Source organism: Streptomyces sp. 1222.5 (genome assembly GCF_900105245.1).
GTDB lineage: Bacteria > Actinomycetota > Actinomycetes > Streptomycetales > Streptomycetaceae > Streptomyces > Streptomyces albidocamelliae.
Genome location: NZ_FNSZ01000001.1, coordinates 6,796,525 through 6,822,771 on the forward strand (window position 1 = coordinate 6,796,525; position 26,247 = coordinate 6,822,771).

Below are 26,247 nucleotides of genomic sequence, written 5' to 3' on the forward strand. Positions count from 1 at the left end.
CCGCCGTCGCGGCTGACGGCCGCCGCGACGGGGGAGCGGGACGGCGTCAGTCCGGCGTCGGCACCTGCGCGCGCAGCAGCGTCTGGAGCCGGGTCGTGCGCGGCTTGGCCGTGATCTCCGCGACCGCCTTCGGCAGCGCCTGCTCCACTCCGTGCACCACGGACAGATGCCGCTCCGCCCGGCCGAACGCCGTGTACACCCAGGGCCTGCTGAGGGCCTGTGCCGCGTCGCCGGGCAGCACCACGACGGCCGCGGGCCAGCGCGCGCCCACCGCCTGGTGCGCGGTGAGCGCCCAGCCGTGCCGGACACATGCCTCCACCCGCTCCCTCGGTACGACCACGGGGGCGCCCGCACAGGTCAGATGCAGCCCCTCGGTGTCGGCCTTCACCACCACGCCCGGGACGGCACGGCCCGGCGCGGGGGAGTGGACGATCCGGTCGCCCGGGTCGAAGCCGCCGAAGCGGCCCGGACCGGGGTTGAGCCGCTCCTTCAGGGCGGAGTTGAGAGCCCGCGTGCCCACGGCACCGCCGTGCCCCGGGGTGATGACCACGGTCTGCTCGGCCGGGACGCCGATCGCCCGCGGTACCGAGTCGGCGACCAGCTGCACGGTCCGGTGCACGGCCTCGCCCGCGTCCCGCACCGGCACGATGACGATCTCCTTGCCGGGCGCGTCCACCTGGTTCAGCTCGCCCACGCCGACACCGGAGACCAGTTCGCCCAGCGGGCCGGGGTCGGGGACGCGGGAGGCGACCTGGGGGCAGCAGCGAGCGGCGAGGAGATCTGTGAAGACCCGCCCCGGACCGGCCGACCACAGCACACCGGGATCGCCGCTGAGCAGCAGCCGGGCACCGTCGGGCAGCGACTCCACCAGCATCGCGGCGTGCTCCACGTCCAGCTGGGGCGCGTCCATCACGATCAGCAGATCGAGTTCCAGCGCACCGTCGGCGTCCCGGCCGGGCCCCTCGGCGCCGGACAGCAGACCGTCGACCGTGCCCACACCGTGCTCCGCCGGCTCCCGGCCGGAATGCGCCGCGAGGCGGTCCCGCCCGTACGCGGTGTGACAGGCGGCGAAGGCCCGCAGGCCCGCGGCACGGGCGGCGTCGAGCAGCGCGGCCGGTTCGGCGCGGGCCGCCTCCCCGCCTGTGTGCAGCACCAGGCCGTGCGCCGCGACCGCGCGGACCAGCTCGGCCGGGCCTCGGGACACCCCGGCGACGGCCGCCTCCCAGGCCTGCTCGGCCTCCTTCGACGGGGAGTTGACCAGCCGGGCCAGGCCGTCGGCGAGGCTCTCCTCCGCCATCGCGTACCGCTCCAGGGCGACGAGGACCCGGACCGGCCGCTCGGCTTCCTCCTCCTCGGCGTCCTCCGCCCGCACCGCCGGGGCGCCGGGCTCGTCCAGCGGGTCCTGGAACATCAGGGCCTCGCCCTCGGCGAGCGCTTCCTGCACCGCCTCGTCCGGGCCGGGCACGCCCTGCCGGCCCAGAGCCGTGGTGAGCGTGGACAGATCCAGGGCGGTGTGGCCGGCCGCTGCGGCCTGCTCCAGCAGCCAGACCGTGAGCGCGCGGCCCCGCCGCTCGTCGTCCGGACCGCACGCGGCACCGAGCAGCGCCCGCGCGAAGCCGTCGGCCTGCTCGGGCCTGACACCGGCGGCCCGGAGCAGCTGCCACGGGTCCTCCCTCAGTGCCGTGTCGGCGCCCTCACCGAGAGCCGCGGCCACCTGGTAGGCCAGGGAGTCCGGTGCGCCGCCCTCGGTCAGCACCCGGCGCGCGGCCTCCACGACCTGCGGGGCGGGCGTGTCGGACACGACGGGCGCGACGGGCACGGCAGGGCCAGGGACGGGCGCGGGCTGTGGACGCCGGACGGGCTCCGGAGCCGGGTCCCGGGGGGCGGGCGCCGGTCCGGCCGGCACCGCGGCCACCGGTTTACGGCCGCTCTCCACGGCGCGTACGGCCGCGAGCAGGTCGGCCGCCGTGCCGCTGAGCTTGGCACCGCTCGCGATCGGGGCGTCGCGTTCGGCCTTGCGCCGCTCGATGCGCTCCCGCTCGACCCGCTGCGCGGCCAGCTCGGCCGCCGCCTCGGACTGCCCGGCGGAGGCGCTCTCCTCGCCACCGGCGAGGCCCGCGTCCCCCTCGGTGCCGCCGGTGCCGCGGGTCTCCCCGGTGTCCTGCCCGGACCCCTCCGGCTCCCCGGTGTCCTGCGCACGGCTCTCCTCGGGCGCCGCTTCCCGGCCGGCGGTCTCCGGATCGTCCGGCGTCCCCGGCCCGGCTTCCTCCGTGGTCTCCGGCTCCGTGCTCACAGCGTGCTCCAGTCGTGATCGGGATAGCGGTGCACGGGCGCCGACACATCGTCGAGCGCCCGGCAGATCTCGTCAGGAAGACTAAGGGCCTCCACTGACAATGCGGCCGTGAGCTGCTGCGCGTTGCGCGCGCCGACGATCGGCGCGGCCACACCCGGCCGGTCCCGGACCCAGGCGAGCGCCACCTGGAGCGGGGTGACCGCGAGCCCGTCGGCGGCGGTCGTCACCGCGTCCACGATGCGCGTCGCCGTGTCGTCGAGGTACGGCTCGACGAACAGCGCCAGATGCTCGGAGGCGCCGCGCGAGTCCGGGGGAGTGGCATGGCGGTACTTGCCGGTCAGCACCCCCCGCCCGAGCGGCGAGGACGGCAGCAGACCGACACCGAGATCGAGCGCGGCGGGCAGCACCTCGCGCTCCGCGCCCCGCTGGAGCAGCGAGTACTCCAGCTGCGTGGCGGCCAGCCGGGTCCGGATGCCCGGCGCCGCGAGCTGCCAGGTGGCCGCCTTGGCGAGCTGCCAGCCGCAGAAGTTGGAGACGCCCGCGTACCGGGCGCGCCCGCTGCTGACCGCCAGATCGAGAGCCTGGAGCGTCTCCTCGAGCGGGGTCTCGGGGTCGTAGGCGTGCACGTGCCACAGGTCGACGTGATCGGTGCCCAGGCGGGCCAGGGACGCGTCGAGCGCGGCGAGCAGGTGGCCGCGCGAGCCGTCGTAGCGGCGTTCGGGATCGGGGACGCTGCCCGCCTTGGTGGAGATCACCAGTTCCCGGCGCGGCACCAGGCCGTCCATGAGCCGCCCGAGCAGGTACTCCGCCTCCCCGTCGCCGTACACGTCCGCCGTGTCGACCAGGGTTCCGCCGGCATCCCAGAACGCCTTCAGCATGTCCGCGGCGTCGTGCTCGTCGGTGTCCCGGCCCCAGGTGAGGGTGCCGAGCCCGATCCGGGACACACGCAGGCCGGTACGGCCGAGATGCCTCTGCTCCATGCGGGCGAGATTACTGGCCAGAACCTCTGCCGTGGGTGGCCTGTGGACAACCGGTTCCGCCCAGGTCCTGCGCACTCCGGCCGCCCGTCCGCCCTGCGGACCCTGCCCCCGGGCGCCACCGCGCGCTAGGGTCACCCCCACAGGGACGTTACTCACGGGTAAGGGGAATGGGCCATGCAGCTCGGGATCAACCTCGGCTACTGGGGTGCCGGAATGGACGGGGACAATCTGGCCGTGGCCCAGGAGGCCGACCGGCTGGGCTTCTCCGTGTGCTGGGCCGCCGAGGCCTACGGGTCCGACGCGGCCACGGTGCTCAGCTGGGTCGCCGCGCAGACCGAGCGCATCGACGTCGGCTCCGCCATCTTCCAGATCCCGGCCCGGCAGCCCGCGATGACCGCGATGACGGCGGCGACGCTCGACTCCCTCTCCGGCGGCCGGTTCCGGCTCGGCCTCGGCGTCTCCGGACCGCAGGTCTCCGAGGGCTGGTACGGCGTCAAGTTCGACAAGCCGCTGGCGCGCACCCGCGAGTACGTGGAGATCGTCCGCCGGGCGATGACCCGGGAGCGGCTGACCTACGAGGGCGAGCACTGGACGCTGCCGCTGCCCGGCGGCCCGGGCAAGCCGATCAAGCTCACGGTCCACCCGGAGCGGGAGCACATCCCGCTGTACATCGCCGCGATCGGCCCGAAGAACCTGGAGCAGACCGGCGAGATCGCCGACGGCGCGCTGCTGATCTTCCCCGCCGCGGAGCACCTGGAGGACACCACCCTCAAGTACCTGCGCGCGGGCCGGGAGAAGGCGGGACTCACCCTCGACGGCTTCGACGTCTGCCCGACCCTGCCGCTCGCCGTCGGCGAGGACAAGGACGTGGCCCGGCTCGCGGACACCTTCCGCCCCTACACCGCGCTGTACGTCGGCGGCATGGGCAGCGCCAAGCAGAACTTCTACAACCAGCTCGCACAGCGCATGGGTTACGAGAAGGAGGCCGCCGAGATCCAGCAGAAGTACCTGTCCGGGGACAAGCAGGGCGCGGCGGCCGCCGTGCCGCAGGACCTCATCGACAAGACCGCGCTGCTGGGCTCCGTCGACCGCATCGCCGACCGGATGAAGGCCTACGCGGCCGCCGGCGTGACCACCCTGAGCCTGGCGCCCGCCGGCTTCACGCTCGACGAGCGGCTCGCCTCCCTGCGGGCCGGCAGCGAGGCCCTGGAGCGCGCCGGCCTCGCCTAGCGGGGGAAGTTTCCGCGGCCGTGGTGGGGGCTCGGGGGTCTTCCCCGCCACGGCCGTCACGGGGATCAACGCGCCCGGCGGCAGGCGGTTACGACCTCGGCGCGTCCGTCTTTCGGTCGATCGGCTCACCCCCTGTTGCAGTCCCACTCCGCCCGCAATTGACTCGTTCTTTGCGGAATCCTGCAGAGAGGTGTCTGCCATGCTGTCGGCCAAGCGTCTGTTCCAGGAGATCCTCGGCAACGACGAGTCCTTCCGGCTCTTCTGCTCCATCGCCGCGGGCGGAGAGGCCCAGGGCGGCTGGGAGAACGGGCGCATCGCCGCACTGGTACCGCACAGCCGGCGGGCCCTCGCCCCCAAGATCGCCCGCCACGGCGCCGACGAGGACAAGCACGGCCGCATCTTCACCGCCCTGCTGCGCAGACGCGGGCTCACCCCGTGCCCCGTCCCGCCCGAGACCGACTACACGATGCTCCTGGAACGGCGCGGCATCGGCCTCGCCCACGACCGGCTCGCCCGGCAGGAACCGCTGACCGAACGCGACCTCGTCGTCTACCTCGCGCACAGCAGGGTCACCGAACAACGCGCCTGCGAACAGATGCGGCTGCTCCTCCGGCACTTCGCCGGCCACCCGGAGATCGGCCGCGCCGTCCGCGTGATCGCGCACGACGAGGACAACCACCTCGCCTACACCCACGAGGAACTGCTGCGCCTCGCCGCCGCCGGGCACGGCCCGCTGATCCGGCGCACCCTGCGCGCGTGCGCGCTCGCCGAGATCCGTGTCCACCGCGACGTCAGCCTCGCCGTCATGGCCCGCATGGGCCGCATCCTCGGCTGGCCGGGACCCAGGGCCGCGCTGCTCGCCGCCGCCATCCACACCGTGTACGCATGGGAACGCCTCGCCGGCTGGCGCCGCATGGTCACCCTCCGCATGCCCGAGCGCCGTGACGCCCTCGGCGGCCCGGAACCCGCCCCGGCCGCCGAGTTCGCCTGAAGCCGCCTCACAGCCAGCCTCGCCGCTTGAACAGCCGGTACAGCAGCACCTCCAGCACGGCCATCACGACGATCACCACCGGGTACGCCCACAGCCAGTGCAGCTCGGGCATGTGCTCGAAGTTCATGCCGTAGATCCCCGCGATCATCGTGGGGACCGCCGCCATCGCCGCCCAGGCCGAGATCTTCCGCATGTCGTCGTTCTGTCGCACGCTCATCTGCGCCAGATGCGCCGACAGGATGTCCGACACCAGCCTGTCCAGGCCGTCCACGGACTCGTTGACCCGCATCAGGTGGTCGCTCACGTCACGGAAGAAGGGCCGCGCCTTCTCGTTCACGAACGGCACCTCGCCGCCGAGCTGCCCCACACCGGCCAGCCGGGTCATCGGCACGGCCAGCGGGCCGGTGGCCCGGCGGAACGTCAGCACCTGCCGTTTGAAGGTGTAGATCCGGGACGCGGTGTTGCGCGAGCCGCCGGTCTCCGGCTGGAACACCTCCGTCTCCAGCTCCTCCAGGTCGGTCTGCAGCTCCGTCGCCACGTCCAGATAGTGGTCGACGACGGCGTCGGAGATCGCGTACAGCACCGAGGTGGGGCCCTTGTCCAGCATCTCGGGCTCCGCCTCCAGCCGGTGCCGTACGGCCGCCAGCGGCGAACCCACGCCGTGCCGGACGGTCACCGCGAAACCGTCGCCTATGAAGATCATGATCTCGCCGGTCGAGACGGTGTCGCTGTCCGGCTCGTACGCGACCGGCTTGAGCACCAGGAACAGCGAGTCGTCGTACACCTCGAGCTTCGGGCGCTGATGCGCCTTGAGCGCGTCCTCCACGGCCAGCGGATGCAGCCCGAACTCCCGGGTGACCAGGTCGAACTCCCGCTCCGACGGCTCGTGCAGCCCGATCCACACGAAGCCGCCCGCCGCCCGCGCCTCCTCGAGCGCGTCCGACAGGTCCTCCGGGCCCTCCGTACGGTGCCCGTGCCGGTAGATGGCACAGTCCACGATCACGTGGTGCATCCTCCCTTCGCCCGGTCCCCGCCGCTCGGCGGCGACCACCTACCCTTGCCGCATGCCCACCCTGATCCTCGTAAGGCACGGACGGTCCACCGCCAACACCTCGGGCGTGCTCGCCGGGTGGTCGCCAGGCGTCGCCCTGGACGAGCGCGGTGCCGCGCAGGCCGCCGCGCTGCCCGGCCGGCTCGCCGGCCTGCCCGTCTCCGAGGTGGTCGTCAGCCCGCTCCAGCGCTGCCAGGAGACCGTCCGGCCGCTGCTGGAGGCCCGCCCGGAACTGCGCCCCCACACCGACGAACGGATCGGGGAGTGCCACTACGGCGACTGGACCGGCCGCAAGCTCGCCGAGCTCACGGACGAGCCGCTGATGGAGGTCGTCCAGGCCCACCCGTCGGCCGCCGCCTTCCCCGGCGGCGAGTCCATGCGGGCCATGCAGACCCGCGCCGCCGAGGCCGTACGCGAGTGGAACGCGCGCGTGGAACGCGACCACGGCGCCGACGCCGTCTACCTGATGTGCTCCCACGGTGACATCATCAAATCCCTCGTCGCCGACGCCCTCGGACTCCATCTCGACCTCTTCCAGCGGATCTCCGTGGAACCGTGTTCCATCACCGCGATCCGCTACACCCGCCTGAGGCCGTTTCTCGTTCGCCTCGGCGACACCGGGGATTTCGCTTCCCTCGCCCCGCGCGAGGAACCCGGCGAGGGCGACGCACCGGTCGGAGGCGGTGCGGGCGCACCGTGATCGTCGGGCGCAGTAGGGTGAAGCGATCCACCGCGTCACCCATCCGTATGGCCCGCACCACCGAAACTCTCGAATCCACTGGAGACAGGACGTGTCCCGTCAGGTGTTCCTCTACGACCAGCCGGACCGCTTCGTGGCCGGCACGGTCGGACTGCCCGGGCGCCGTACGTTCTTCCTCCAGGCCACCGCAGGCCCCCGGGTGACCAGCGTGGCCCTGGAGAAGACCCAGGTCGCCGCACTCGCCGAGCGCATGGACGAACTGCTCGACGAGGTCGTGCGCCGCAGCGGAGGCAGCGCCGCGGTCCCCGCCATGGCACCCACCGAAGTCGCCGACAGCGCCCCGCTGGAGACCCCCATCGAGGAGGAGTTCCGCGTCGGCACCATGGCCCTGGCCTGGGACGGCGAGGACCAGTGCATGATCGTCGAGGCGCAGGCCCTCGTCGAACTGGACGCGGACAACGACGAGGACCTGGCCGAGGCCGAGGAGCGGCTGCTCCAGGACGAGGAGAACGGGCCCCCGATGCTGCGGGTCCGGCTGAGCGGCGCGCAGGCCAGGGCCTTCGCCAAACGCGCCCTGGACGTCGTCAACGCCGGGCGGCCGCCGTGCCCGCTGTGCAGCCTCCCGCTCGACCCGGAAGGACACGTATGTCCGCGCCAGAACGGATACCGCCGCGGAGCGTGACGGACGACGGCACGGCCGCCGCCGACCTGCTCGCGCACGGTGAGCTGACCGTACGCGGCCGCATCCGCGAGGCGTCCAACGCGGCACTGTTCTGCACGGTCGCCCACGACGGCGTGCGGGCCTCCTGCATCTACAAGCCCGTGGCCGGGGAGCGCCCCCTGTGGGACTTCCCCGACGGCACCCTCGCAGGCCGGGAGGTGGCCGCCTACGAGGTCTCCGAGGCCACCGGCTGGGGCCTGGTACCGCCCACCGTCCTGCGCGACGGGCCGTACGGCGAGGGCATGTGCCAGCTCTGGATCGACGTCCACGCCGAGGCCGAGCTGCTCGCCCTGGTCGACGGCGAGGAACCGGATCCGGGCTGGAAGGCGATCGGCTTCGCCGAGGTCGGCGAGGGCCGCACCGCGCTGCTCGTGCACGCCGACGACGAGCGGCTGCGCCGGCTCGCCGTCCTCGACGCGGTGATCAACAACGCCGACCGCAAGGGCGGCCATCTGCTGCCCACCGCCGACGGCCGGCTCTACGGCATCGACCACGGCGTCACCTTCAACGTCGACGACAAGCTGCGGACGCTGCTGTGGGGATGGGCCGGGGAACCGCTGACCCCGGAGGCGGCCGACGTCCTGCGAGGGCTGCGGGAGACCCTGGACGGCCGGCTGGGACAGCGGCTGGCCGGACTCCTCACCGCCGCCGAGATCGACGCCACGCGCGCGCGTGTCGACGCGCTGCTCACCGCCGGCCGGCACCCCGAACCGAGCGGGGAGTGGCCGGCGATTCCATGGCCGCCGGTGTGAGCCCGGGCGCTGCCCGCACACCGCCGCCGGGGGCGCGGGAGGGTTCGAACGGTCTTCCGGCCCGATCCCGTTCGTTGCCGCAGCTCGCCGCCGGTTAGGCTCATGTACATGCATGCCTGGCCCGCTTCCGAGGTCCCCGCCCTGCCTGGTCAGGGCCGCGACCTGAGGATCCACGACACCGCGACCGGCGGCCTCGTCACCCTCGACCCCGGTCCCGTCGCCCGCATCTACGTGTGCGGCATCACGCCGTACGACGCGACCCACATGGGTCATGCGGCGACCTACAACGCGTTCGACCTCGTCCAGCGCGTGTGGCTCGACACCAAGCGGCAGGTCCACTACGTCCAGAACGTGACCGACGTCGACGATCCGCTGCTGGAACGCGCGGAGCGGGACGGCGTCGACTGGGTCGCCCTCGCCGAGAAGGAGACGGCCCTCTTCCGCGAGGACATGACCGCCCTGCGAATGCTCCCGCCCCAGCACTACATAGGCGCCGTCGAGGCGATACCCGGCATCGTCCCGCTGGTGGAGAGGCTGCGCGAACTCGGCGCCGCCTACGAGCTGGAGGGCGACGTCTACTTCTCCGTCGAGTCCGACCCGCACTTCGGCCAGGTCTCGAACCTCGACGCGGCCGCCATGCGGCTGCTGTCCGCCGAGCGCGGCGGCGACCCGGACCGCCCGGGCAAGAAGAACCCCGTCGACCCGATGCTGTGGATGGCGGCCCGCGAGGGCGAGCCCAGCTGGGACGGCGGCTCGCTCGGCCGGGGCCGGCCCGGCTGGCACATCGAGTGCGTGGCCATCGCCCTCGACCACCTCGGGATGGGCTTCGACGTCCAGGGCGGCGGTTCCGACCTGGCGTTCCCGCACCACGAGATGGGCGCCTCGCACGCCCAGGTGCTCACCGGCGAGTTCCCGATGGCCAAGGCGTACGTCCACGCCGGCATGGTCGCCCTGGACGGCGAGAAGATGTCGAAGTCCAAGGGGAACCTGGTCTTCGTCTCCCGGCTGCGCCGCGACGGCGTCGACCCCGCCGCCATCCGTCTGGCGCTGCTCGCCCACCACTACCGCGCCGACTGGGAGTGGACCGACCAGGTGCTGCGGGACGCCGTCGGCCGTCTCGGCCGCTGGCGCGCGGCGGTCTCCCGGCCCGACGGACCGTCCGCCGACGCCCTCGTGGAGGAGATCCGCGAGGCCCTGGTGAACGACCTGGACGCGCCCGCGGCCCTCGCCGCGGTCGACCGCTGGGCGGCCCGCCAGGAAGACGAGGGCGGTACCGACATCGGGGCGCCGGGCCTGGTGAGCCGGGCGGTGGACGCACTGCTGGGCGTGGCCCTGTGACCACCGGCGGCAGCGACCGGTAGACAGCGACGAGGGGGCGGTTCCCGGCCGGGAACCGCCCCCTCGTCCATGTCCTCAGTCCTCCGGGCCGTCCTCGTCCTCGCCCTTCGGGCCGCTCCCGGCCGCACCGCCGGAACCGCCGGAGGTGTCCGGCTTCGGCGGGCGGGGCCTGCCGCCCGGGTTGTCCCGCAGGTACGAGCCGCCCTCGCCGCCCTCCGCCGTCGCGTGGCCGCCCGGCGGACCGGCGTCCCGGCGCCGCAGGTACCGCTCGAACTCGCGGGCGATCGCCTCGCCCGACGCCTCCGGCAGCTCGGCCGTGTCCCGGGCCTCCTCCAGCGTCTGCACGTACTCGGCGACCTCGCTGTCCTCGGCGGCCAGCTGGTCCACGCCCACCTGCCAGGCGCGCGCGTCCTCGGGCAGCTCGCCCTGCGGGATGCGCAGGTCCAGCAGGTCCTCCAGACGGTTGAGCAGTGCCAGGGTGGCCTTCGGGTTCGGCGGCTGGGAGACGTAGTGCGGGACGGCCGCCCACAGCGACACCGCCGGCACCCCGGCGTGCGCGCACGCCTCCTGGAGGACGCCGACGATGCCCGTCGGGCCTTCGTACTTGGTCTCCTCCAGGTCCATCCGGCGGGCCAGGTCCGCATCGGACGTGACCCCGCTGACCGGCACCGGACGCGTGTGCGGGGTGTCCCCGAGCAGAGCGCCCAGGACGACCACCAGTTCCACGCCCAGCTCGTGCGCGAAGCCGAGGAGCTCGTTGCAGAACGAGCGCCAGCGCATGGACGGCTCGATGCCGCGGACCAGCACCAGATCGCGCGGCTTGTCGCCGCCGACACGGACCACCGACAGCCTCGTCGTGGGCCAGGTGATCTTGCGCACACCGTCTTCCATGAACACCGTGGGGCGGTTCACCTGGAAGTCGTAGTAGTCCTCGGCGTCCAGGGCCGCGAACACCTCGCCCTTCCACTCGCGTTCCAGATGCGCGACCGCCGTGGAGGCGGCGTCGCCGGCATCGTTCCAGCCCTCGAACGCGGCCACCATGACTGGGTCGATCAGCTCGGGAACCCCCTCCAGCTCGATCACCCAGTGCCTCCTTCCGACGTGCCCTCGCTTGACCCACCAACCTTACGGCGTCCGGCGGGGGCGTCCGCAGCCCCCTTGTGCGGGGCGGTGCACGGATCACTGCCCCGATCCCCACCCCGGAACACCCCCGGTCGGCGCGGAGCCCGCGCGGCTCGTCACCGGGATTCCCCGGGGTGACGCGCGAACGCGGCGCCGCCCCGGTGGGTGGCGCCGCGCCGTGCCGGGTTCCGTCAGCCGAACGCCTTGACGGCCTGGTAGTACGTCCACGCCGTGCCGTTGCAGGTGGTCTTCGTGGCGCCGGAGTAGCCGTTGCACACCCGCTTGAGGTCCTCGTACAGGGCGCTGTCCAGGCGCGCCTTGTTGGCGCTGAAGGTGCCGGCCGCCTTGTAGTTGCGGTAGCCGAAGTCGTGGCGGGCGCAGGAGAGCGAGAAGGGGAAGCCGAAGGGGTTGTCCGGGGAGGAGCTGCAGTAGTCGGTGGACCAGTCGAACTGGTAGGCGGCCCAGGCCGACTGGTTCGCCCGGGCCGCGGCCCACGTGTTGTAGCTGGACGCGCTGGTCTGCGTCCAGGCGGCGAGCACCTGGGGCTTGTCGGCGGGAGCCGCGGTGGCCGAGCCGGCGGTCGCGGTGACGGTGAGCAGGGCCATGGCCGAGGCGGCGAGGCCGGTGGCGAGTCTGCGGTGCATCCCACACCTCCATGAGACCTGCGACCCGGCCATCGGACCGCAGGTGCATGACAATGAAGGCGGGGGCTGTAGGTCCCCTTTAACGGGCTGAGGCCGCTCTCGACGGGGCGAGACGGGGACGGCGGCCGCCGCCCCCCGTACGCCTCACCGTCCTGTCAGCTCCAACTCCAGCAGCCACTCCACGACTTCGGTGTGGTGCCGGGCCTGCCGCGGATCCACGCCCCACACGTACAGCCCGTGCCCGGCGACCACCACGGCGGGCATGCGGGGGTCCCGGGCCGCCTCCAGCCGGTCGCCCAGCTCCCTCATGTCCTGGCTGTTGGCGATGACCGGCAGCGTCACCGCGACCCCGTGCGCGGGCTGCCCGATCCCCTTGAGCATCTCCAGGTCCCGCAGGACGATCCCGCCGGGCCTCCGGCGGCCCATCGCCACCGACGCCACCGTATGAACGTGCACCACCGCACCCGCGCCGGTCGACGCGGCCACCCGCGCGTGCAGTGCGGCCTCCGCCGACGGCCGGCCCCCCTGCACGGCCGCGCCCCGCTCGTCCACCAGCACCACGTCGGCGGAGGTCAGCTCCCCCTTGTCGCGGCCGCTCGCGGTCACCGCGAGCCGCAGCGGATCACGGGAGAGCACCACGGACAGGTTCCCCGACGTCCCCCGCATCCAACCGAACGAGGCGAAACGGGCGGACTCGGCGGCCAGCACCGCCCCCGCTCGAGCCAGGTCCCGCGCACCGCCGCCCGCGCTCACCCGCCACTCCGCACCACGGTGATCCCGTCGAACGTCCCCGCCTCCGCGTGGTCGCCGACACCCCGCGCGAAGTACGGCTCCCCGGGCCGCCGGACCCCCACGGTCCGCCACCCCGCCGCCCGCGCCGCGTCCAGCTCGCCCGCACGGTCCGAGAGGAACAGCAGCCGGCGCGGCGCGACACCCGTCGCCGACGCGATACGGCGGTACGACCCCGGCTCCTGCTTCGGTCCCGCGTTCTCGGTGTCGTACAGACCGGAGAGCAGCGGCAGCAGATCACCGCCCGGTGCCGAGGAGAACCAGGCCCGCTGCGCCACCACCGACCCGGACGAGTAGACGTACAGCCGGATTCCCGCCGCGTGCCAGTCGCGCAGCGCCGGGACCACGTCGTCGTAGAAGTGCGGGACCAGATCGCCCCGGGCGAACCCCTCGCGCCAGACGAGCCCCTGAAGGGTCTTCAGGGCGGTCTCCTTGCGGTCCTCGTCCAGCCAGGCGTTCAGCGTCTTCTCCACCCGGACCGCGTCGGCGTCCGGTTCCCCCGTCACCTCCCGCACCCGCGCCACCGCCCGCGCCACTTCGGGCTCCCCGGCCCGCTCGGTGAGCAGCGCGGTGAACCGGGCGCGCGAGTACGGGTACAACACGTCCACGACGAACCGCGTGGCGCTCGTCGTGCCCTCGACGTCGAGCACCACGGCGTCCGCCCCCAGGCGCAGGCTCACCCGGCGGCCCCGTCCCGCTGGTACCCGGCGGTCAGCGTGTCGTGGTCCGGGAACAGGGAGGCGATGGCGGAGCCGGTGAAGTTGCCGATCCAGCCGTCCTCCTGGTGGAAGAAGCGGATCGCGGTGAACGACGGCCGCGTGCCCATGTCGAACCAGTGCGTGGTCCCGCGCGGCACGCCGAGCAGATCGCCCCGCTCGCACAGGACCGCGTGCACCTCGCCGTCCACGTGCAGGTAGAAGACGCCCGAGCCGGAGACGAAGAAGCGGACCTCGTCATCGTCGTCGTGCGTGTGCTCCTGGAGGAACTTCTCGCGGGCGGCCTTCGCCCGCACCGGGTACTCCGGGTCGTCGCCGGGGTGCAGGCCGAGCACGTCGACGGTGGTGAAGCCCTCCTCCGCGCTCAGCCGGTCGATCTCCGGCCCGTACGCGGCGAACACCGCCTCGCCGCCGGCGTCGGCGGGCACGTCCGCGCGGACCGGCCACTGCTCGTAGCGCACCCCGAGGGGCCCCAGGGCGGCCGCGATCTCGGCGGGGTCCGAGGTGCGGCGGACCACGGTTTTGGGGCCGGACTCGGGCCAGGTCGTCAACAGGGTCATGGCAGCAACTCCCGCAGCGCTCGGAGGACTTCCGGACACCGAGACAAGCACCCGGGGAGCGGCGGGGGGAAGAGGGCGTGGTCCCGGCGGGCGGGCGCCGGACACACGGAAGGGGCGGCTCCGTCGTCGGGAGCCGCCCCCTCGCGCCGTTCCGGACCCGGTACGGGGGTCCGGCACGCGATGCCGGCCGGTCCAGGTCAGGGGAGGAGTGGACCGGCCGGCACCGACACCTACTTCTTGTCGAGCAGGCCCTGCACCTTGTCACGGACCTCGTCCGTGGCCAGGCCGCGGATCGTCAGGGTCGTACGGCGACGCAGGACGTCGTCCGCCGTCTCGGCCCACTCGTGGTCGCGGGCCCACACGACCTGCGCCCAGATCTCCGGAGCCTCCGGGTGGACGCGCTCGGCCAGCTCCGGCTGCTCGTTGGCCAGCCGGGCGATGTCGAAGGCCAGGGAACCGTAGTGGGTGGCCAGGTGCTTGGCCGTGTCGGCGGCCATCCGCGGACCCGGCGCCGGGTGGTCCACCAGCAGACGGTGGGCGACCGCGCGCGGGTTGGCCACACCCGGCAGCGGCAGCCTCTTCGGCAGCGAGGAGATCGGCTCGAAGTCGTCGCCGAGCGGGTGGCCCGGCAGTTCCTCCAGCTTCTGCATCACCGTGCGGCCGATGTGCCGGAAGGTGGTCCACTTGCCGCCCGCGACGGACAGCATGCCGCTCCTGCCCTCGGTGACGACCGTCTCGCGCTTGGCCTTGGCCGTGTCGCCGGGGCCGCCCGGCAGCACGCGCAGACCGGCGAAGGCGTAGGTGATCAGGTCACGCTGGAGCTGCTGGTCCCGGACGGAGAACGCGGCCTCGTCCAGGATCTGGGCTATGTCCTTCTCGGTGACGGACACGTCCGCCGGGTCGCCCTCGAACTCCTCGTCGGTCGTGCCGAGCAGCAGCATGTCCTCCCACGGGAGGGCGAAGGTGATGCGGTACTTGTCGATCGGGGTGGCCAGCGCCGCCTTCCACGGGGAGGTGCGCTTGAGGACCAGGTGCGCGCCCTTGGACAGGCGGATGGACGGCGCCGCGTTCGGGTCCTCCATCCGGCGCAGGTGGTCGACCCACGGGCCGGTGGCGTTCAGCACCAGACGGGCGTTGACACCGAACTCGTCGCCGGAGGTCCGGTCCTTGAGGTCGGCACCAGTGACCCGGCCCTTGGTGAAACGCAGCCCGGTGACCTCGGCGTGGTTGAGGACGACCGCGCCCGCCTCGACGGCCGCGCGGACCGTCATCAGCGCCATGCGCGCGTCGTTCATCTGGTCGTCGCCGTACACGGCCACGGCCTTGAGGTTCTCGGTGCGCAGCTCGGGCACCTCCTGCGCCGCCTTGGCGGGGGAGAGCAGGTGGCCCACGCCGTCACCGAAGGCGGAGAGCGCGGAGTAGGCGAAGACGCCCGCGCCGAGCTTCGCCGCGCCGTGCGGACCCCCCTTGTACACGGGGAGGTAGAAGGTGAGCGGGTTCGCCAGGTGGGGGGCCACCTGACGGGAGACCGCACGGCGCTCGAAGTGGTTCTCCGCCACCAGCTTCACCGCGCCGGTCTGCAGGTAGCGCAGACCGCCGTGGAGCAGCTTGGAGGAGGCGGAGGAGGTGGCACCGGCGAAGTCGCCGGCGTCGACCAGCGCCACCCTGAGCCCGGACTGCGCGGCGTGCCAGGCGGTGGAGATGCCCAGGATGCCGCCGCCGATCACAAGAAGGTCGTACGACGCCTTGGAGAGCTGCTCCCTGGTCTCGGCCCGGCTCGGGTTCGAGCCGGAGGCGGGGTGCGTCCCCAGGGCAGGCACGGACTTCAGGGTGGACTGACTGGTCATGTCGGGTACTTACTCCTCGTCAGAGCTTTCTGAGCGGTTCGGGCCGCTCAGTCCTCGTCCTCGATCCAGCCCATGGTCCGGTCGACGGCCTTGAGCCAGTTCTTGTACTCACGGTCGCGGATGTCCGCGTCCATCTGGGGGGTCCATTCGGCGGCCCGGCGCCAGTTGGCGCGCAGTTCGTCGGTGCTGGACCAGAAGCCGACGGCCAGGCCGGCGGCGTAGGCGGCGCCGAGGCAGGTGGTCTCGGCGACCATCGGGCGCACCACGGGTGCGTCCAGGACGTCGGCGAGGGTCTGCATCAGCAGGTTGTTGGAGGTCATGCCGCCGTCGACCTTCAGGGCCACCAGCTCGTCGCCGGAGTCCTTCACCATGGCGTCCGCGATCTCCCGCGTCTGCCAGGCGGTGGCCTCCAGCACGGCACGCGCGAGGTGTGCCTTGGTCACGTACCGGGTCAGACCGGCGATCACACCGCGGGCGTCGGAGCGCCAGTGCGGGGCGAACAGACCGGAGAAGGCCGGCACGAAGTAGGCGCCGCCGTTGTCCTCGACCGAGAGCGCGAGCGTCTCGATCTCGGCGGCGGTGGAGATCAGGCCCATCTGGTCGCGCATCCACTGCACCAGGGAGCCCGTGACGGCGATGGAGCCCTCCAGGGCGTACACCGTCGGCTGGTCGCCGATCTTGTAACCGACCGTGGTCAGCAGACCGGCGTAGGAGTTGATGATCTTGTCACCGGTGTTCATCACCATGAAGGTGCCGGTGCCGTAGGTCGACTTGGTCTCGCCCTCGGAGTAGCAGCACTGGCCGAACAGGGCCGCCTGCTGGTCGCCGAGCGCGGAGGCGACCGGGATGCCGCCGAGCAGCTCGCCGAGCTTGCCGCCGGTGACCTCGCCGTAGACCTCGGCCGAGGAGCGGATCTCGGGCAGGATCTGCAGCGGCACGCCGATGGACTCGGCGATCTTCGGGTCCCACTGCATGGTGTGCAGGTTCATCAGCAGGGTGCGCGAGGCGTTGGTGACGTCGGTGACGTGCCGGCCGCCGTCGACACCGCCGGTCAGGTTCCAGATGACCCAGCTGTCCATGGTGCCGAAGAGGATGTCGCCCGCCTCGGCGCGCTCCTGGAGGCCGTCGACGTGGTCGAGCAGCCAGCGGGCCTTCGGCCCGGAGAAGTACGAGGCCAGCGGCAGGCCGGTCTCGCGGCGGAAGCGGTCCTGGCCGACGTTGCGGCCCAGCTCCCGGCAGAGGCCGTCGGTGCGGGTGTCCTGCCAGACGATGGCGTTGTGGACGGGCTCACCGGTGTTCTTGTCCCACAGCACGGTGGTCTCGCGCTGGTTGGTGATGCCGATGGCCTTGATGTCGTCGCGGGTGATGCCGGCCTTCTGGATGGCCCCGGCGACGACCTCCTGGACGTTGGTCCAGATCTCGTTGGCGTTGTGCTCGACCCATCCCGGCTTCGGGAAGATCTGCTCGTGCTCCTTCTGGTCGACGGAGACGATCCGGCCGTCCTTGTCGAAGACGATGCAGCGCGAGGAGGTCGTGCCCTGGTCGATGGCCGCGATGAACGGGCCTGCGGTGTGGGCGTCGGTCACTGTGTGCTCCTGGAAGATCCGTGGTGTAGGGGCTGTACGTACGGCGCGTGCCGGGAAGTCCTGGTGCTTCTTAAGCGAATGCGACGTTGTAGATGCCTGCACCGATGGCGCCGCCGATCAGCGGGCCGACCACCGGGATCCAGGCGTAGCTCCAGTCGGAACCGCCCTTGTTGGGCAGGGGCAGCAGGGCGTGCACGATGCGCGGACCGAGGTCACGGGCCGGGTTGATCGCGTAGCCCGTCGGGCCGCCGAGGGAGAGACCGATCGAGACCACCACGAGCGCGGTGACCAGACCGCCGAGGACGCCGAGACCGTTGCCCTTGTCGTTCAGGCCCTGGGTGAGGACCGCGAGGATCAGCACGACCGTGCCGATGATCTCCGTGGCGAGGTTCTGCACCGCGTTGCGGATCTCCGGGCCGGTGGAGAAGACGCCGAGGACCGGGCCCGCGCCCTTCTCCTGGGCCTCGACGGCCTTGGCCGCGGTGGCCTGGGCGCCCGGACCGCCGACGATCTCCTTGTCGGTGAGGTGCGCGTGGAACTGACCGTAGTAGGCGAGCCACACCAGAGTCGCGCCGATCATCGCGCCGAGCAGCTGGCCGGCGAAGTAGGTCGGAACGTTGCTCCATTCGCCGTCCTTGATCGCCAGGGCGACGGTCACGGCCGGGTTGAGATGGGCGCCGGAGAGGGGCCCGGAGATGTACACGGCCGTCAGTACGGCGAAGCCCCACCCGAAGGTGATGGCGAGCCAGCCGGCGTTACGGGCCTTGGAGGCCTTCAGCGTCACGGCGGCGCAGACGCCGCCGCCGAGCAGGATGAGTATGGCGGTACCGATGGTCTCGCCGATGAAGATGTCGGAGCTGGACACCCGCGACTCCTTTGTCCTTCGTCCAGGGGTAGCCGTACCCCGGGTCCCTCCGGGGGTCTGGCGCCCTCGGGGGTGAGAGCGATGAGCTGGCCCTTGGCGTTGTCACACTCTAACGCGTATTGCCGGTAGGTGTTCGACAATGCCGACCGATGGACGGGAGTCTTGCTTCGGCGTTACGCGTGCGTCAAGAGTTCTGTTATCGAAAGCAGGATCGTTATTGATCGCTGCCGGTTATCGCTCTTCCCTGCGCTGACATACCTTCTCGCCCTATATGTCCATTTCAGAGTATGGCGAGAACCGGAACGCCGCCCGGCGTCCCGGTCACCCATGGGGAAGAGCGCTCAGCGCTCAGAAACGGCCCGCGCCCAGGTCCCTGGAGACGGCCCGGGCGCAGTCGCGCACCGCGGCGATCAGTTCGGGGCGCAACTCGCCCTCCCGGCACAGCCGCTCCACGGCGCCGGTGATGCCGACCGCGCCCACGGGCATGCGCCGCCGGTTGTGGATGGGCGCCGCGACGGACGCCACCCCCTCGTAGGTCTCCTCCACGTCGGCCGCGTACCCACGCGCGCGCGTCAGGTCGAGCAGATGCTCGAAGTCGCCCGCGTCGCACACAGTGCGATCCGTGAAGGGCTTGCGGTCGGCCTCCAGCGCCTCGCTGTGCGCCACCGGGTCGTACGCCGACAGCACCTTGCCCAGCGCCGTGGAGTGCAGGGGCTGCATCGCCCCGATCTCCAGCACCTGCCGGCTGTCGTCCGGCCGGAAGACGTGGTGCACGATCAGCACGCCCTGCTGGTGAAGGACGCCCAGGTACACGCTCTCCCCGCTGGAGCGGGCCAGGTCGTCGGTCCACACCAGCGCCCGCGCCCGCAGCTCGTGCACGTCGAGATAGGTGGTGCCGAGACGCAGCAGCTCCGCGCCCAGCTGGTAGCGCCCCGAGGCGTCGTCCTGCTCCACGAACCCCTCCTGCTGGAGGGTGCGCAGGATGCCGTGGGCGGTCCCCTTGGCGAGGCCCAGCGACGAGGCGATGTCCGACAGGCCGAGGCGCCGCTCGCCGCCCGCCAGTAGCCGCAGCATCGCGGCCGCCCGTTCGAGCGACTGGATGTTCCGTGCCATCGCCGTCCTGCCTCCGTCTCCTCCGACCGCCGACGAACGCCGTCGACGCCGTCCACTGGTGTCGACCGCTGTCGTACACCGTCGTACGTCGTGTTAACCGCCGTTCGGCAATGTCGAACACTACCGGTCGATGCCGACCTCCCGCTAATGGTCCGACGACACCTGTTACATCACAGGAGGCCCGGGCGTGGTGCCGGGGCCACCGCGTCCGCCTCGTGGACGCCGCTGCCCATCCAAGCCCACTCCCGGCTACTCTGGCGCCGTGCGGCCTCCGCCAGCCGGGGAAACCGCATAGCCGACAGCCGTCGCAGCCCAGGGAGCCCCTTCATGGCCTCGTCGCCAACGTCCCCTTCCGCCGACAGCCGGACCCGCGTGTCCGCGCTCCGAGACGCGCTCGCCACCCGTGTGGTCGTGGCCGACGGAGCCATGGGCACCATGCTCCAGGCCCAGGACCCCACCCTCGACGACTTCCAGCAGCTCGAGGGCTGCAACGAGATCCTCAACCTCACCCGCCCGGACATCGTCCGCTCCGTCCACGAGGCGTACTTCGCGGTGGGCGTCGACTGCGTCGAGACCAACACCTTCGGAGCGAACCACTCCGCCCTCGGCGAGTACGACATCCCCGAGCGCGTGCACGAGCTGTCCGAGTCCGGCGCCCGTGTCGCCCGCGAGGTCGCCGACGAGTTCACGGCGAAGGACGGCCGCCCCCGCTGGGTCCTCGGCTCCATCGGCCCCGGCACCAAGCTGCCCACCCTCGGCCACGCCCCGTACACCACCCTCCGCGACGCCTACCAGCGCAACGCCGAGGGCCTGGTCACCGGCGGCGCCGACGCCCTCCTCGTCGAGACCACCCAGGACCTGCTCCAGACCAAGGCCGCCGTACTCGGCGCCCGCCGCGGCCTGGACGCCCTCGGCCTCGACGTGCCCGTGATCGTGTCCGTGACCGTCGAGACCACCGGCACGATGCTGCTCGGCTCGGAGATCGGCGCCGCACTGACCGCGCTGGAACCGCTCGGCATCGACATGATCGGCCTGAACTGCGCCACCGGCCCGGCCGAGATGAGCGAACACCTGCGCCACCTCGCCCGCAACGCCCGCATCCCCCTGTCCTGCATGCCCAACGCGGGCCTGCCGGTCCTCGGCAAGAACGGCGCCCACTACCCGCTGACCGCGCCCGAGCTGGCCGACGCGCAGGAGACGTTCGTCCGCGAGTACGGCCTCTCCCTCGTCGGCGGCTGCTGCGGCACCACCCCCGAACACCTGCGCCAGGTGGTGGAACGGGTCCGTGACATGACCCCGGCCCCGCGCGACCCGCGCCCCGAACCGGGCGCCGCCTCCCTGTACCAGTCGGTGCCGTTCCGGCAGGACACCGCGTACCTGGCGATCGGCGAGCGCACCAACGCCAACGGATCCAAGAAGTTCCGCGAGGCCATGCTGGAGGCCCGCTGGGACGACTGCGTGGAGCTGGCACGGGAGCAGATCCGCGAGGGCGCCCACATGCTGGACCTGTGTGTGGACTACGTCGGCCGCGACGGCGTCGCGGACATGGAGGAGCTCGCCGGGCGTTTCGCGACCGCCTCCACCCTGCCGATCGTCCTGGACTCCACCGAGGTCGACGTGCTCCGGGCGGGCCTGGAGAAGCTCGGCGGCCGCGCCGTCATCAACTCGGTGAACTACGAGGACGGTGCCGGCCCGGAGTCACGGTTCGCGAAGGTCACCAAGCTCGCCCAGGAGCACGGCGCCGCGCTGATCGCGCTGACCATCGACGAGGAGGGCCAGGCCCGCACCCCGGAGAAGAAGGTCGAGATCGCCGAACGGCTGATCGACGACCTGACGCAGAACTGGGGCATCCGCGAGGACGACATCCTCATCGACACCCTGACCTTCACCATCTGCACCGGGCAGGAGGAGTCCCGCAAGGACGGCATCGCCACCATCGAGGCCATCCGCGAGCTCAAGCGCCGCCACCCGGCCGTCCAGACCACCCTCGGCCTGTCGAACATCTCCTTCGGCCTCAACCCGGCCGCCCGCATCCTGCTCAACTCCGTCTTCCTGGACGAGTGCGTGAAGGCGGGCCTGGACTCGGCGATCGTGCACGCCTCGAAGATCCTCCCGATCGCCCGGTTCGACGACGAACAGGTCCGCACCGCCCTCGACCTGATCCACGACCGTCGCGCCGAGGGCTACGACCCGCTGCAGAAGCTGATGCAGCTGTTCGAGGGCGCCACCGCGAAGTCGCTGAAGGCCGGCAAGGCGGAGGAACTGGCGGCGCTGCCGCTGGAGGAACGCCTCAAGCGGCGGATCATCGACGGCGAGCGCAACGGCCTCGAGCCGGACCTCGACACGGCGCTCGAGGACCGGCCGGCGCTGGACATCGTCAACGAGACCCTGCTCGACGGGATGAAGGTCGTCGGCGAACTGTTCGGCTCCGGCCAGATGCAGCTGCCGTTCGTGCTCCAGTCGGCCGAGGTGATGAAGGCGGCCGTCGCCTACCTCGAACCGCACATGGAGAAGTCGGACGCCGACGGCAAGGGCACCATCGTGCTGGCCACCGTGCGCGGCGACGTGCACGACATCGGCAAGAACCTGGTCGACATCATCCTGTCGAACAACGGCTACAACGTCGTCAACCTCGGCATCAAGCAGCCGGTCTCGGCGATCCTGGAGGCGGCCGAGGAGCACCGGGCCGACGTGATCGGCATGTCGGGGCTGCTGGTGAAGTCCACGGTGATCATGAAGGAGAACCTGGAGGAGCTGAACCAGCGCGGTCTGGCCGCCGACTTCCCGGTCATCCTCGGCGGCGCCGCCCTCACCCGCGCCTACGTCGAGCAGGACCTGTACGAGGTCTACGAGGGCGAGGTCCGCTACGCCCGCGACGCGTTCGAGGGCCTGCGCCTGATGGACGCGCTGATCGGCGTCAAGCGGGGCGTGCCCGGCGCCAAGCTCCCGGAACTGAAGCAGCGCCGGGTACGGGCCACGGCCCCCGTGGAGGTCGAGGAACGCCCGCAGGAGGGCCACGTCCGCTCCGACGTCGCCACCGACAACCCCGTGCCGACCCCGCCCTTCTGGGAGACCCGCGTCATCAAGGGCATCCAGCTCAAGGAGTACGCGAGCTGGCTCGACGAGGGCGCTCTCTTCAAGGGCCAGTGGGGACTGAAGCAGGCCCGCACCGGCGAGGGACCCACGTACGAGGAACTCGCGGAGACCGAGGGCCGCCCCCGGCTGCGCGGCCTGCTCGACCGGCTCCAGACCGAGAACCTGCTCGAAGCGGCCGTCGTCCACGGCTACTTCCCCTGCGTGTCCAAGGACGACGACCTGATCATCCTGGACGAACAGGGCAACGAACGCACCCGCTTCACCTTCCCCCGCCAGCGCCGCGGCCGCCGGCTCTGCCTGGCCGACTTCTTCCGGCCCGAGGAGTCGGGGGAGACGGACGTCGTCGGACTCCAGGTCGTCACCGTCGGCAACCGGATCGGCGAGGAGACCGCCAAGCTCTTCGAGGCCAACGCCTACCGCGACTACCTCGAACTGCACGGCCTCTCGGTGCAGTTGGCCGAGGCCCTCGCCGAGTACTGGCACGCCCGCGTCCGCGCCGAACTCGGCTTCGCCGGCGAGGACCCGGCCGACATCGAGGACATGTTCGCCCTGAAGTACCGGGGCGCACGCTTCTCCCTCGGCTACGGCGCCTGCCCCAACCTGGAGGACCGCGCCAAGATCGCCGAGCTGCTGAAGCCCGAGCGGATCGGCGTCCACCTCTCGGAGGAGTTCCAGCTCCACCCCGAGCAGTCCACCGACGCCATCGTGATCCACCACCCGGAGGCGAAGTACTTCAACGCCCGCTGAGCCCTCCCGGGGTCCGGCCACGCCCACCCGTCGCGTTCGGTCCGTCCGTGCGCGTCTGCGGGTGGGTGGGGGCCGGTCGCGCGGTTCCCCGCGCCCCTTCGGGGGCGCTGAGCTCGGCGCTGAGCTCCGCGTGCCGGGCATGGCGAGGAGCCTCTGGCCTGCGCCGGGGGTGTTTCAAGGGCTACCCGCGGGCGCGCGGGATAAACGAGGCGCTTCGGGCGCCGGAGACGTACACTGGTCGGTCCATTGCAGGCCGGTTCCCCGCACGGGAACCGGCCTGGTCGTCCCCCGAGGAGGTGCGCCAGGATGACCAGCACGGTCCCCGCGCTCGGAACCCGTACAGCCGAAGGCTCCGCCCTGCAGGCGGTCCTCCTCGACATGGACGGCACCCTGGTGGACACCGAGGGCTTCTGGTGGGACGTCGAGGTGGAGGTCTTCGCCGCCCTCGGCCACCCCCTGGACGAGTCCTGGCGGCACGTCGTCGTCGGCGGCCCCATGACCCGCAGCGCCGGCTTCCTCATCGAGGCCACCGGCGCCGCCATCACCCTCGCCGAACTCGCGGTACTGCTCAACGACGGCTTCGAGGAGCGCATCGGCCAGGCCCTGCCCCTGATGCCCGGCGCCGCCCGGCTGCTCGCCGAACTCCACGAGCACGCCATCCCCACCGCCCTGGTCTCCGCCTCCCACCGGCGCATCATCGACCGGGTGCTCACCGTGCTGGGCTCCCACCACTTCGACCTGTCCGTCGCCGGCGACGAGGTCTCCCGCACCAAGCCCTTCCCGGACCCGTACCTGATGGCCGCCGCCCGACTGGGCGCCGACCCCTCCCGTTGCGCCGTCGTCGAGGACACCGCCACCGGCGTCGCCGCCGCCGAGGCCGCGGGCTGCCGGGTGGTCGCCGTCCCCTCCGTCGCCCCCATCACCCCGGCCGCCGGACGTACCGTGGTCCCCTCCCTCGAAGCCGTCGACCTGGCATTTCTCCGTGGCCTGATGACGGAAATGCGCTAGCCGTTCACCCAGCGTGCAAAGTCCGTCCGCCCGGTCGGACAAATACCTGGGGAAGTACACCCGAGTGGAAATGGAAGTCGGCCGAGCGGCCGGAATTCACTGACTCCCCGCACAGTTACGGGTGTGAGGTTCCCCACGCCGGACGACCTCGACAACGTTGCCCTGCTGTGCTGGTAGGCCCTGTTCGGCCGGAAACGGCAGGTCCATGTGTCCCGATTGATGGGAAGCTGCACTAATCCTGCCGCTGTCGGGTTTTCGGTGCGTCCGCGCCCGGTTCCCCTGCGTGATGAACGGTCAACTCACGCGGCCGCGAACCCTCCTGCGCACGCGGACTAATCTCATCGCGAGAACATCGTCGCACCCCCCGTGAACCGCCGCACCACCCATGCATGCCGGTTACACGGACCCGAACAGCTCTGGAGAAACTCCCGCATGAACCGCAAGATTTTGGTGCTGCCGGCGGTAGCCGGCCTCCTCACCCCGGTTCTCGCCGCGTGCGGCACGTCCGACAGCGGGAGCAACAGCGGCGACGCCATCGTCGTCGGCACCACGGACCGGTTCACCGCCACCGCCGACGCCCCGGCCCCCCTCGACCCCGCCTACGCCTACGACGTCGGCACCTGGAACATCCTGCGCCAGACCGTGCAGACGCTGATGGCCCAGCCCAAGGGCGAGGGCGACCCCACCCCGGACGCCGCGGAGAGCTGCACCTTCACCGACAGCGGCAGCGAACGCTACGCCTGCAAGCTGCGTGAGGGCCTGAAGTTCGCGAGCGGCGACCCGGTGACCGCGGCCGACGTCAAGTTCTCCATCGAGCGTGCGCTGCGCATCGACGCCGACAGCGGTGTCGCCGCCCTGCTCAACACGATCGACACCATCGAGACGCAGGGCGACCGCGAGGTCGTCTTCCACCTCAAGACGGCCGACGCCACCTTCCCGTACAAGCTGTCCACCCCGGTCGCGGGCATCGTCAACCCGAAGGACTACCAGAAGGACAAGCTGCGCGACGGCTTCGACGTCGACGGCTCCGGCCCCTACACCTTCAAGGCCGACGTCAAGGGCGACGCGATAGCCAGCGCCACCTTCACCAAGAACCCCTCGTACAAGGGCAGCGTGACGGTGAACAACGACGAGGTCGTGCTGCGCGCCTACGACAACGCCGACGCCATGGGCACCGCCATCGACAAGGGCGACGTCGACGTCATGACCCGCACCATGTCGCCCGCCCAGATCCAGAAGCTCGACGGCGGCAGCAGCGACAGCGTCGACCTCGTCGACATGCCCGGCCTGGAAATCCGCTACCTGGCCTTCAACACCACCGCGTCCACGGTCAAGTCCAAGGCCGTCCGCCAGGCCATGGCCCAGATCATCAACCGCGGCGAACTCGTCGCCAAGGTCTACGGCACCCAGGCCGAACCGCTGTACTCGCTGGTCCCGGCCACGGTCACCGGCCACTCCAACTCGTTCTTCAACAAGTACGGCAACCCCAGCGTCGACAAGGCCAAGAACCTGCTCGGCAAGGCCGGCATCACCACCCCGGTGAAGCTGACCCTGCACTACACGACCGACCACTACGGCTCGGCCACCAAGCAGGAGTTCGAGGTCCTGCAGAAGCAGCTCAACAACAGCGGCCTGTTCGACGTCTCCATCAAGGGCCACCCCTGGGCCACCTTCCGCCCCGCCGAGCAGAAGGGGCAGTACGACGTCTACGGCATGGGCTGGTTCCCCGACTTCCCGGACGCCGACAACTTCCTCGCGCCCTTCCTCGACAAGGACAACTTCCTCGGCTCGCCGTACTCCAACAACACCATCCAGCGCAGCCTGATCCCGCAGTCCCGCCGCGAGGCCGACCGCATCGGCGCCTCCAACAGCCTGACCGAGATCCAGGACATCGTCGCCGAGGACGTCCCCGTCCTGCCGCTGTGGCAGGGCAAGCAGTACGTCGCCGCGCGGAACGACATCACCGGCGTCGCCTACGCCCTCAACTCCTCCTCCACGCTCCAGCTGTGGGAGCTCGGCCGCGGTGTGAGCGGCTGACGGCTCTCTCAACCCGGGGGCCAGGCACGACGGCCCCCGGGGAACCGGCGCCAGGACGGTG

Annotated in this window: 21 protein-coding genes; 9 read left to right on the top strand and 12 right to left on the bottom strand. The window is 71.7% G+C overall.

The genetic code is table 11. From position 1 onward, the window contains the following. Window positions 1-46: 46 nt before the first annotated feature. Both BLW57_RS30780 and BLW57_RS30785 read right to left on the bottom strand, forming a co-directional pair. Window positions 47-2,293 carry a helix-hairpin-helix domain-containing protein gene (locus BLW57_RS30780; protein ID WP_093479001.1) on the bottom strand — a complete coding sequence of 749 codons (2,247 nt, stop codon included), beginning with the start codon at window positions 2,291-2,293 and terminating at the stop codon, window positions 47-49. Further along, window positions 2,290-3,273, bottom strand: coding sequence for an aldo/keto reductase (locus tag BLW57_RS30785; RefSeq protein ID WP_093479002.1), 984 nt, complete (start codon window positions 3,271-3,273; stop codon window positions 2,290-2,292). Before BLW57_RS30785 ends, BLW57_RS30780 begins: the two co-directional genes overlap by 4 nt. A gap of 174 nt (window positions 3,274-3,447) precedes the next feature. On the opposite strand from BLW57_RS30785, the gene BLW57_RS30790 reads away from it, so the two are divergent. Further along, window positions 3,448-4,503: an LLM class F420-dependent oxidoreductase gene (locus tag BLW57_RS30790; protein ID WP_093479004.1), complete on the top strand. Its 1,056-nt coding sequence runs from the start codon at window positions 3,448-3,450 to the stop codon at window positions 4,501-4,503. Window positions 4,504-4,702: 199 nt separating this feature from the next. Beyond that, window positions 4,703-5,494, top strand: a complete 792-nt coding sequence (locus tag BLW57_RS30795) for a hypothetical protein (RefSeq protein ID WP_093479005.1) — start codon at window positions 4,703-4,705, stop codon at window positions 5,492-5,494. 7 nt (window positions 5,495-5,501) lie between these two features. Here the strand turns inward: BLW57_RS30795 and corA are convergent, their stop codons facing one another. Beyond that, window positions 5,502-6,497 (bottom strand): magnesium/cobalt transporter CorA, encoded by a 996-nt coding sequence (gene corA, locus BLW57_RS30800; RefSeq protein WP_176985784.1) that lies wholly within the window; start codon window positions 6,495-6,497, stop codon window positions 5,502-5,504. Window positions 6,498-6,558: 61 nt separating this feature from the next. Here corA and BLW57_RS30805 point away from each other — a divergent pair, with 61 nt between their 5' ends. From BLW57_RS30805 to mshC, 4 genes are all read left to right on the top strand, one after another. Next, entirely contained in the window at window positions 6,559-7,245 is a 687-nt protein-coding gene (locus BLW57_RS30805; RefSeq protein WP_093479008.1) for a histidine phosphatase family protein, read from the top strand. Between the two features lie 91 nt (window positions 7,246-7,336). After that, window positions 7,337-7,927, top strand: coding sequence for a DUF3090 domain-containing protein (locus BLW57_RS30810; RefSeq protein WP_073899746.1), 591 nt, complete (start codon window positions 7,337-7,339; stop codon window positions 7,925-7,927). After that, complete coding sequence (locus BLW57_RS30815) at window positions 7,891-8,718, top strand: SCO1664 family protein (protein WP_093479010.1); 828 nt, start codon at window positions 7,891-7,893, stop codon at window positions 8,716-8,718. Before BLW57_RS30810 ends, BLW57_RS30815 begins: the two co-directional genes overlap by 37 nt. 108 nt (window positions 8,719-8,826) lie before the next feature. Then, entirely contained in the window at window positions 8,827-10,056 is a 1,230-nt protein-coding gene (gene mshC, locus BLW57_RS30820) for a cysteine--1-D-myo-inosityl 2-amino-2-deoxy-alpha-D-glucopyranoside ligase (RefSeq protein ID WP_093480968.1), read from the top strand. A gap of 75 nt (window positions 10,057-10,131) precedes the next feature. Here the strand turns inward: mshC and BLW57_RS30825 are convergent, their stop codons facing one another. The 9 genes from BLW57_RS30825 to BLW57_RS30865 form a co-directional block, all read right to left on the bottom strand. Further along, window positions 10,132-11,139 carry a PAC2 family protein gene (locus BLW57_RS30825; RefSeq protein WP_093479011.1) on the bottom strand — a complete coding sequence of 336 codons (1,008 nt, stop codon included), beginning with the start codon at window positions 11,137-11,139 and terminating at the stop codon, window positions 10,132-10,134. A 230-nt stretch (window positions 11,140-11,369) separates the two neighbouring features. Continuing rightward, on the bottom strand, window positions 11,370-11,822 hold the full coding sequence (locus tag BLW57_RS30830; RefSeq protein ID WP_093479013.1) for a phospholipase: 453 nt from the start codon (window positions 11,820-11,822) through the stop codon (window positions 11,370-11,372). A 144-nt stretch (window positions 11,823-11,966) separates the two neighbouring features. Beyond that, the gene (gene mtnB, locus BLW57_RS30835; protein ID WP_093479014.1) at window positions 11,967-12,575 is read right to left on the bottom strand and encodes a methylthioribulose 1-phosphate dehydratase; all 609 of its coding nucleotides are present in this window, start codon (window positions 12,573-12,575) and stop codon (window positions 11,967-11,969) included. Beyond that, window positions 12,572-13,291 carry an acireductone synthase gene (mtnC, locus tag BLW57_RS30840; protein ID WP_093479016.1) on the bottom strand — a complete coding sequence of 240 codons (720 nt, stop codon included), beginning with the start codon at window positions 13,289-13,291 and terminating at the stop codon, window positions 12,572-12,574. Before mtnC ends, mtnB begins: the two co-directional genes overlap by 4 nt. Further along, window positions 13,288-13,887, bottom strand: coding sequence for a 1,2-dihydroxy-3-keto-5-methylthiopentene dioxygenase (locus BLW57_RS30845; protein ID WP_093479017.1), 600 nt, complete (start codon window positions 13,885-13,887; stop codon window positions 13,288-13,290). The genes mtnC and BLW57_RS30845 overlap by 4 nt, the downstream gene beginning before the upstream one ends. 230 nt (window positions 13,888-14,117) lie before the next feature. After that, on the bottom strand, window positions 14,118-15,734 hold the full coding sequence (locus BLW57_RS30850) for a glycerol-3-phosphate dehydrogenase/oxidase (RefSeq protein WP_093479019.1): 1,617 nt from the start codon (window positions 15,732-15,734) through the stop codon (window positions 14,118-14,120). A 47-nt stretch (window positions 15,735-15,781) separates the two neighbouring features. After that, complete coding sequence (gene glpK / locus BLW57_RS30855) at window positions 15,782-17,320, bottom strand: glycerol kinase GlpK (RefSeq protein WP_093479020.1); 1,539 nt, start codon at window positions 17,318-17,320, stop codon at window positions 15,782-15,784. A 70-nt stretch (window positions 17,321-17,390) separates the two neighbouring features. Further along, complete coding sequence (locus tag BLW57_RS30860) at window positions 17,391-18,185, bottom strand: MIP/aquaporin family protein (protein WP_093479022.1); 795 nt, start codon at window positions 18,183-18,185, stop codon at window positions 17,391-17,393. A gap of 348 nt (window positions 18,186-18,533) precedes the next feature. Further along, entirely contained in the window at window positions 18,534-19,298 is a 765-nt protein-coding gene (locus BLW57_RS30865; protein WP_093479023.1) for an IclR family transcriptional regulator, read from the bottom strand. 327 nt (window positions 19,299-19,625) lie between these two features. Between BLW57_RS30865 and metH the strand changes: the two genes are divergently transcribed. The 3 genes from metH to BLW57_RS30880 all read left to right on the top strand — a co-directional run bounded on the left by metH (window position 19,626) and on the right by BLW57_RS30880 (window position 26,186). Then, the gene (gene metH, locus BLW57_RS30870; protein WP_093479025.1) at window positions 19,626-23,141 is read left to right on the top strand and encodes a methionine synthase; all 3,516 of its coding nucleotides are present in this window, start codon (window positions 19,626-19,628) and stop codon (window positions 23,139-23,141) included. 306 nt (window positions 23,142-23,447) lie between these two features. After that, a complete protein-coding gene (locus BLW57_RS30875) occupies window positions 23,448-24,149 on the top strand; it encodes an HAD family hydrolase (RefSeq protein WP_093479027.1) in 702 nt (233 codons plus the stop codon). 432 nt (window positions 24,150-24,581) lie between these two features. Further along, window positions 24,582-26,186, top strand: a complete 1,605-nt coding sequence (locus BLW57_RS30880; RefSeq protein ID WP_093479028.1) for an ABC transporter substrate-binding protein — start codon at window positions 24,582-24,584, stop codon at window positions 26,184-26,186. Window positions 26,187-26,247 lie beyond the last annotated feature (61 nt).